Here is a 6,518-nt window from a genome sequence, read left to right as displayed (position 1 = left end):
CCTGGGTCTGCACTAGGTCTGGCCCGAGGTAGCGTCGCTCGCTGCTCGGAAGATCAGCGGGGACGAGAGTGCGAACATCGGGAGTGAACTTTGAACTGCTGCCGCCGGCCGGGCCGCGGGGGGGGGGCCCGGCGGGGGGGGGGGGCGGGGGGGGCGGGGGGGGGCGCGGGGGGGGGGGGCGGGGGGAGGGGGGGGGGGGGGGGGGGAAGGGGGGGGGGAGACACGTGTTCGCGCAGAGCGCGGGGCGGGTGGGGCGGGGGGTGCCGGGCGGGCGGCGGGGAAACCCGTTGGCGGGGGCAGGGGGGGCCTCGGATTGGGCGAGCGCCGGGCCGAGCCGGTCGAGCAGCCGCGCTCCGGCCTCGGTGGGCGCCACGCTGCGCGTCGTGCGGTTGAGGAGCCGCACGCCAAGCCCGGTCTCCAGGCGCCGCACCGTCTCGCTCAGGCTGGAGGCGCTGACGCCGCCCACTCTGGCCGCCTCGCGAAAACCGCCCGCGCGCGCCACCGCCATGAACGCCTGGAGATCACCGAGATCCGTCGCCATTGTTCGCCCCTCCGTACAGGCTGTGCCGATTGCACCATATTATCGCGCAGGCGCGCTCTGTCTATATTGGGCTGATCCAAAGGAGATCAGACCATGACCGACATCAGCAAGGCCGGAACTTTCAAACTCGGCGACCGCACCGTGAAGCGCCTCGGCTACGGCGCCATGCAACTGGCCGGCCCCGGCGTCTTCGGTCCGCCGAAGGACCGCGATGCCGCAGTCGCCGTGCTGCGCGAGGCGGTCGCCAGCGGCGTCGACCACATCGACACATCAGATTTCTACGGCCCGCACGTCACCAACCAGATCATCCGCGAGGCGCTGCACCCCTACCCCGCCAACCTGACCATCGTCACCAAGGTCAGTGCCCGGCGCGGCGCCGATGCATCGTGGATCCCCGCAATGTCACCGCAGGAGCTGACGCAGGCCGTGCACGACAATCTGCGCAATCTCGGGCTGGAAATTCTCGACGTCGTGAACCTGCGCTCCATGCATGGCATCCACGGACCGGCGGAAGGATCGCTCGAGCCACAGCTGAACACATTCGCCGAACTGCAGCGTCAAGGCTTGATACGCCATATTGGTTTGAGCAACGTCACATCGGCCCAGATCGCACAGGGACGCAGTATGATCGACATCATCTGTGTGCAGAACCAGTACAACATCGCGCACCGCGAGGATGACGCGCTGATCGACGAGCTTGCCGCGGCCGGCATCGCCTATGTGCCGTTCTTCCCGCTCGGCGGCTTCACCCCGCTGCAGTCTACCACGCTGGCCGATGTCGCCCGCAAGCTCGGCGCGACCCCCATGCAGGTGGCGCTCGCCTGGCTGCTACGCCGCGCGCCCAACATCCTGCTCATCCCCGGCACCTCGTCGGTCGGGCATCTCCGCGAGAACCTCGCCGCCGCCGAACTGGACCTGCCGGCCGACGCGCTCGCCGTGCTGAACGGCATCGCCGACGAGGCCGCCGCCGCGGCCTGAGGCGGCTCGACCATCCCTTGCCGGGGCAGTCCCTGCCCCGGCTAAGTTGCTTACCCGTTGGTATTCGGCAGGTGCGATGAGAGATATCTTGACGTGCCCTTCTTATGCCTTTATAGAACCATTAAGTTCCAGAACTAAATGGTTCCATAATGACTGTTCCGATCTCTCTCGATGACACATTTGCCGCTTTGGCCGACCCCACGCGCCGGGCGATCCTGGCCCGCCTGCTCGACGGCGAAGCCTCGGTCGCCGAACTGGCGCAACCCTTCGCGCTCACCGTGCGGGCCGTCTCCAAGCATGTCGGCGTTCTGGAACAGGCCGGTCTCGTCACCCGCAGCCGGGCGGCGCAGAAACATCTGAGCCGCATCGAGCTGAAGCCGCTGCGCGAGATCGACCGCTGGCTCGACGATTACCGAAAACTCTGGGAAGACCGTTTCGACCGCATGGAGGATTTGTTGCGGCGCGGCGCGGACAAGTCCGAATGAGCGCGCCCGCAACCGCGGTGGCCGAGCGCAGCTTTGCCATCGAGCGGATTTTCAACGCCCCGATCGAACGCGTTTTCCGGCTGTGGACCGATCCGCTTCTGGTGGCGCAGTGGTGGGGCATCAGGGACTGCACCATTCCGCATTGCGTGCTTGACGTGCGCGTCGGCGGCCGCTGGCGCATCGACATGCTGACCGCCAGCGGCGTGCTCTACCGCAACCAGGGCAGCTATATCGAAGTCGTCGAGAACAGCAGGCTGAGCTATTCCGATGAACCCGACCCCGAAATTCGCGAATGGGCCGGCAAGCCCCCGGGTCAGAGCCGTCATACCGTGACCTTCACGCCGCACGGCGGACAAACCCATGTCCATTTCGAAGTGACGCTGGCAAGTGCCGCCGACCGCGAGCGCCTGCTGGCGCTTGGCATGCGCGACGGCTGGTCGCAGAGCTTCGACCGGCTGGAGCAGTTGATACGCCAGGGAGCAAGCCATGCTGGCTGAAAAGGCCGAACCGATTATCCAGGCCGTACTGTCGCGAGATGGAACGCCGATCGCCTGCGAGCACCGGGGCCACGGCCATCCGCTCATCCTCGTCGACGGCGCGCTCTGCAGCCGCGGCATGGGTCCGAGCGGTCCGCTCGCCAAGGCGCTGGAGAGCAGCTTCACCGTGTTCCGCTATGACCGCCGTGGCCGTGGCGGCAGCGGCGACACCCTGCCCTACGCCGTCGAACGCGAGATCGACGATATCGAGGCCGTGCTCCAGGCCGCCGGCGGCGAGGCCTATGTCTGGGGCATGTCTTCTGGCGCCATGCTGGCATTGATGGCGGCGACTCGCCTGCCCGGCATCAAGAAGCTCGCGCTCTACGAGGCTCCGCTGATCGTCGACGACAGCCGCGCGACCACGCAAGGCGACTGGACATCGATCAGGGCCGCCATTGCCGAAGGCAGGTGTGGCGACGCGGTGGCCGCCTTCCTCAGATCGGTCGGCATGCCGGGCCTGCTCATCTTTGTCATGAAGCTCACGCCGATCTGGCGAAAGCTCAAGGCAGTAGCGCGCACCCTGCCTTACGACGGCGCCATTGTCGCCGGCGACCAGCTCGGCAAGCCGCTCGATCCCGCCCGCTGGGCTTCGCTCGGCGTGCCAACGCTGGTGACCGACGGCGGCAAGAGCCCGATGTGGATGCAGCATGGCAACAAGGCGCTGGCGGAGGCGCTGCCCAACGCCCACTACCAGACACTGGCCGGCCAGAACCACATGCTGAAACCCGCCGCGCATGCGCCAGTGCTGACGGCGTTTTTCAACAAGCAGGATTAGGCGCACCGGAGCACCACGAGTGCGCTTGCAGAGCCGTCGCGGCACGTGCCATCTGTCTGCCACATCAGACCGGTCCGGACCAGCATGGCAGCACGACCACCAAACCGCAAACCGCCGACCCGGAAACCACAAGGCGTCAGCCTGAACCGTGCGCTTTCAAAACTCGGCCTGTGCTCGCGCACGCAGGCCGAGCTGCTGATCGCGGAGGGCCGCGTGCGCGTCGGCGGCAAGGTGGTGCGCGATCCGGCGCTGCGCGTCGACTTGAATCGCGATAGCATCGTCGTCGATGGCGAACAGGTCGTTGCCGAGCGCAAGGTCTATGTCATGCTCAACAAGCCGCGCGGCTTGGTCACCACCCGCGACGACCCGCAGCAGCGCGACACCGTCTATGCCTGCCTGGAAGGGCTCGCTTTGCCCTTCGTCTCGCCGGTCGGCCGCCTCGACAAGGCGAGCGAAGGCCTGCTCCTGATGACCAACGACACACGTTTCGCCAACCGGCTGATGGACCCGGCCTCGCATCTGCCCAAGACCTATCACGTACAGATCGGCACCGTGCCGGATGAAACGCTGCTGGAGGCGCTGCGCGCGGGCGCCACCGTCGACGGCGAGACCCTGACCGCCAATTCGATCGAGCTGTTGCGCAGCGGCGGCCGCACCGCCTGGCTGGAGATTGTGCTCGACGAGGGCCGCAACCGCCACATCCGCCGCCTGCTCGCCGCGCACGGCATCGAGGTCAAGCGCCTCATCCGCATCGCCATCGGCGGCTTGCGCCTGGGCGACCTCGCCAAGGGCACGGCGCGGCATTTGACGGCGGAGGAGCTGGTGCTGCTGGGTGGGTGAGTGGGCGCAACACCATACCACATACTGCATACATCCATCGGCCGCGTGGCCGCTGGATGTTGGCCGAAGCGCCTATACCTTCGTCATCCTAGGGCGGAGCAGGAGCGAAGCTCCGTCGCGGAGACCCGAGGATCCATGCCGTGACATCGGCCGTGGAATGCGGCGGAACAGAATTCTGCACCGCTTTGGCGTTGTTGATGTCGCGGCATGGATCCTGGGGTCTGCGCCGCGTCGCTATGCTCCTTGCTCCGCCCCAGGATGACGACTTCTACATTGGCGAATAACCTTTTCCTGTAGAGAGGATAACCGCCTCACAAAAAGATTTTTACCGCCCCACCGATGATTCCCACTCGCCCGCACTGTCTTCATCTACAGGCGCTGGAATCCTCCGGGCCGGAAAAAGCGAGGTGATCCATGGGATCGTTGCAAGGTCAAAATGTCGTCGTGGTCGGAGGCAGCCGGGGTGTCGGCCGCTCGATCGTGGAAGCAGCGCTCAGCGAAGGAGCAACCGTGCTTGCCGTCGCCCGCGGCGCGGCCGATCTGAAAGACCTCTCCTGGGAGGCCTCGCGCGTCAAGACGCTTGCGACCGACGCCACGCAGGAGGCCGCACCGGACGCGGTGTTCGCCGCCATGCAGCCGGACGTGCTGGTGATCTCAGCCGGCGCCTTCGCTGCGTCGGCGTCCATCCAGGACCAGAGCTGGGACGATTTCTCGGCGAATTGGGAAACGGACGTCAAGGCATCGTTCCTGTTCTGCAGGGCAGCCCTGCGGGGCGGGCTGAAGCCGGGCAGCCGCGTGGTGCTGATCTCCAGCGGCGCCGCATTCAGCGGCGGCCCGCCGAACTCCGGCGGTTATTCCGGCGCCAAGTGCATGCAGATGTTCCTGGCCGCCCACAGCCAGAAGGAAGCGGATCGGCTTGGCCTTGGCCTGCGCTTCATGGCGCTGGCGCCGATGCGCATCATGGCCGGCACCGGCGTCGGCGAGCGCGGCATCGCGGGAATCTCTGCCTATCTCGGCATCAGCCCGGCAGATTTCCTGGCCAGCATGAGCGATGTGCAGACACCGGCGGATGTCGGACGCGCCGTGGTCGCGCTCGCCGGCGGCAAGCGGCAAGGCACTGCCTTCACGGTGAGCGGCAGCGGCCTTGCAGAGGCGGCATGAGGCGCGCAGGATGCCAACCGAAATCAGCATGGCCGAATTCCGCACGGCAGGCTCGACATGACGGACGCTCCCGGCGCTTCTGAACCATCCGGCCGGCCGATCGAGGATCGGCCGGCCTTCGAGCGCCTGACGATGGCCCACCGCCGCGAGCTGAAGCTGCATTGCTACCGGATGATGGGCTCGCTGCACGAGGCCGACGACCTCGTCCAGGAGACGTTCCTCAAGGCATGGCGTGGCCGCGCGCAATTCGACGGGCGCGGCTCGCCGCGCGGCTGGCTCTATACGATCGCCACCAACGCCTGCCTCAACGCCATCAAGGCGCGGGTCACGGCGCATCGCATTCTCGAAGAGCCCGCACGGCCGCCGACAGAAGGCCGCGCCGCTGCCGGGCCGGCCACCGAGCTTTCCTGGCTGGAGCCCTACCCCGACGCCGAGCTGCCGGACCTTGTCGACGGCGAGCCCGGCCCGGACGCGCGCTATGAGACCCAAGAAGCCGTGCGGCTCGCCTTCGTCGCCGCCATCCAGCTGCTGCCGCCCCGGCAGCGCGCGGCGCTTTTGCTGTGCGACGTGCTCGGCTGGTCGGCGGCCGAGACCCCGCAATTGCTGGGCGGCTCGACTGCCTCGATCAACAGCGCCCTGCAGCGGGCGCGCGCGACGCTGGCGCAGCACTACCCCACGGGACGCCCCTTGCAGCGATCGCAGCCCAACCGCGACGAAGGCCTGCTGCTCGAACGCTATATCAGGGCCTGGCAGGCCGCCAATCTCGACGGCTTCATCGAGCTGCTGCGCGAGGACGCCACCTATCACATGCCGCCATGGCGCGACTGGTATCGAGGTCGCCCGGCGATCCAGGGTTTCTTCAGGACCGTGTGGAGCAATTTCGCCGGCTATCTCCCGGTGGCGATACGGGCCAACGGCCAGCCCGCTGTCGCGATCTACGCGCGGCGCCATCAGGAGCCGGAATGGCGCGCGCAGTCGCTGCATGTCATCGAGCCGGCCGACGGCGGGATCGCTTCGCTGACGGTCTATGTCGGCCCGCTCGGCCCCGACCTGTTCGCCGCTTTCAGCCTGCCGCCGGTGTGGTCTGGATCGGAAGCGTAGCCGCCGCACCATCAAATCTGTGCAGCGCCAGACATCCGCAATTGGCGAAGCCTCCCCCCGCGTTCGTCATCCACGGGCGGAGCAAGGAGCGCAGCGACGCA

General features: G+C 67.3%; 7 protein-coding genes and 1 pseudogene. 7 read left to right on the top strand and 1 reads right to left on the bottom strand.

The annotated features are described in order from the left end of the window. Positions 1–199 precede the first annotated feature (199 nt). Positions 200–541: pseudogene (locus JT360_RS32680) on the bottom strand (LysR family transcriptional regulator); the annotation flags it as partial. A 93-nt stretch (positions 542–634) separates the two neighbouring features. Here JT360_RS32680 and JT360_RS32675 point away from each other — a divergent pair. The 7 genes from JT360_RS32675 to JT360_RS32645 all read left to right on the top strand — a co-directional run bounded on the left by JT360_RS32675 (position 635) and on the right by JT360_RS32645 (position 6,417). Continuing rightward, entirely contained in the window at positions 635–1,519 is an 885-nt protein-coding gene (locus JT360_RS32675) for an aldo/keto reductase family oxidoreductase (RefSeq protein ID WP_214477502.1), read from the top strand. Positions 1,520–1,668: 149 nt separating this feature from the next. Continuing rightward, on the top strand, positions 1,669–2,004 hold the full coding sequence (locus tag JT360_RS32670) for an ArsR/SmtB family transcription factor (RefSeq protein WP_214477499.1): 336 nt from the start codon (positions 1,669–1,671) through the stop codon (positions 2,002–2,004). Beyond that, positions 2,001–2,501 carry an SRPBCC family protein gene (locus JT360_RS32665; RefSeq protein WP_214477497.1) on the top strand — a complete coding sequence of 167 codons (501 nt, stop codon included), beginning with the start codon at positions 2,001–2,003 and terminating at the stop codon, positions 2,499–2,501. The genes JT360_RS32670 and JT360_RS32665 overlap by 4 nt, the downstream gene beginning before the upstream one ends. Further along, entirely contained in the window at positions 2,491–3,315 is an 825-nt protein-coding gene (locus JT360_RS32660; protein ID WP_214477495.1) for an alpha/beta fold hydrolase, read from the top strand. The genes JT360_RS32665 and JT360_RS32660 overlap by 11 nt, the downstream gene beginning before the upstream one ends. Positions 3,316–3,399: 84 nt before the next feature. Then, a complete protein-coding gene (locus tag JT360_RS32655; RefSeq protein ID WP_214477493.1) occupies positions 3,400–4,155 on the top strand; it encodes a pseudouridine synthase in 756 nt (251 codons plus the stop codon). Between the two features lie 414 nt (positions 4,156–4,569). After that, the gene (locus JT360_RS32650; protein WP_214477491.1) at positions 4,570–5,316 is read left to right on the top strand and encodes an SDR family oxidoreductase; all 747 of its coding nucleotides are present in this window, start codon (positions 4,570–4,572) and stop codon (positions 5,314–5,316) included. A gap of 57 nt (positions 5,317–5,373) precedes the next feature. Continuing rightward, the gene (locus JT360_RS32645) at positions 5,374–6,417 is read left to right on the top strand and encodes a sigma-70 family RNA polymerase sigma factor (RefSeq protein ID WP_214477489.1); all 1,044 of its coding nucleotides are present in this window, start codon (positions 5,374–5,376) and stop codon (positions 6,415–6,417) included. Positions 6,418–6,518: the final 101 nt, after the last annotated feature.

The sequence above is a fragment of the Mesorhizobium sp. dw_380 genome (genome assembly GCF_018588885.1).
In the GTDB taxonomy this organism is placed as follows: domain Bacteria; phylum Pseudomonadota; class Alphaproteobacteria; order Rhizobiales; family Rhizobiaceae; genus Mesorhizobium.
The sequence above is the reverse complement of the archived record's forward strand: the minus strand, read 5'-3'. Positions and strand labels throughout refer to the sequence as shown.

Excerpts from the sequence above, each read along its gene's own strand:
- JT360_RS32675 (WP_214477502.1), top strand. The coding sequence starts at position 635 with ATGACCGACATCAGCAAGGCCGGAACTTTCAAACTCGGCGACCGCACC.
- JT360_RS32670 (WP_214477499.1), top strand. The coding sequence starts at position 1,669 with ATGACTGTTCCGATCTCTCTCGATGACACATTTGCCGCTTTGGCCGAC.
- JT360_RS32665 (WP_214477497.1), top strand. The coding sequence starts at position 2,001 with ATGAGCGCGCCCGCAACCGCGGTGGCCGAGCGCAGCTTTGCCATCGAG.
- JT360_RS32660 (WP_214477495.1), top strand. The coding sequence starts at position 2,491 with ATGCTGGCTGAAAAGGCCGAACCGATTATCCAGGCCGTACTGTCGCGA.
- JT360_RS32655 (WP_214477493.1), top strand. The coding sequence starts at position 3,400 with ATGGCAGCACGACCACCAAACCGCAAACCGCCGACCCGGAAACCACAA.
- JT360_RS32650 (WP_214477491.1), top strand. The coding sequence starts at position 4,570 with ATGGGATCGTTGCAAGGTCAAAATGTCGTCGTGGTCGGAGGCAGCCGG.
- JT360_RS32645 (WP_214477489.1), top strand. The coding sequence starts at position 5,374 with ATGACGGACGCTCCCGGCGCTTCTGAACCATCCGGCCGGCCGATCGAG.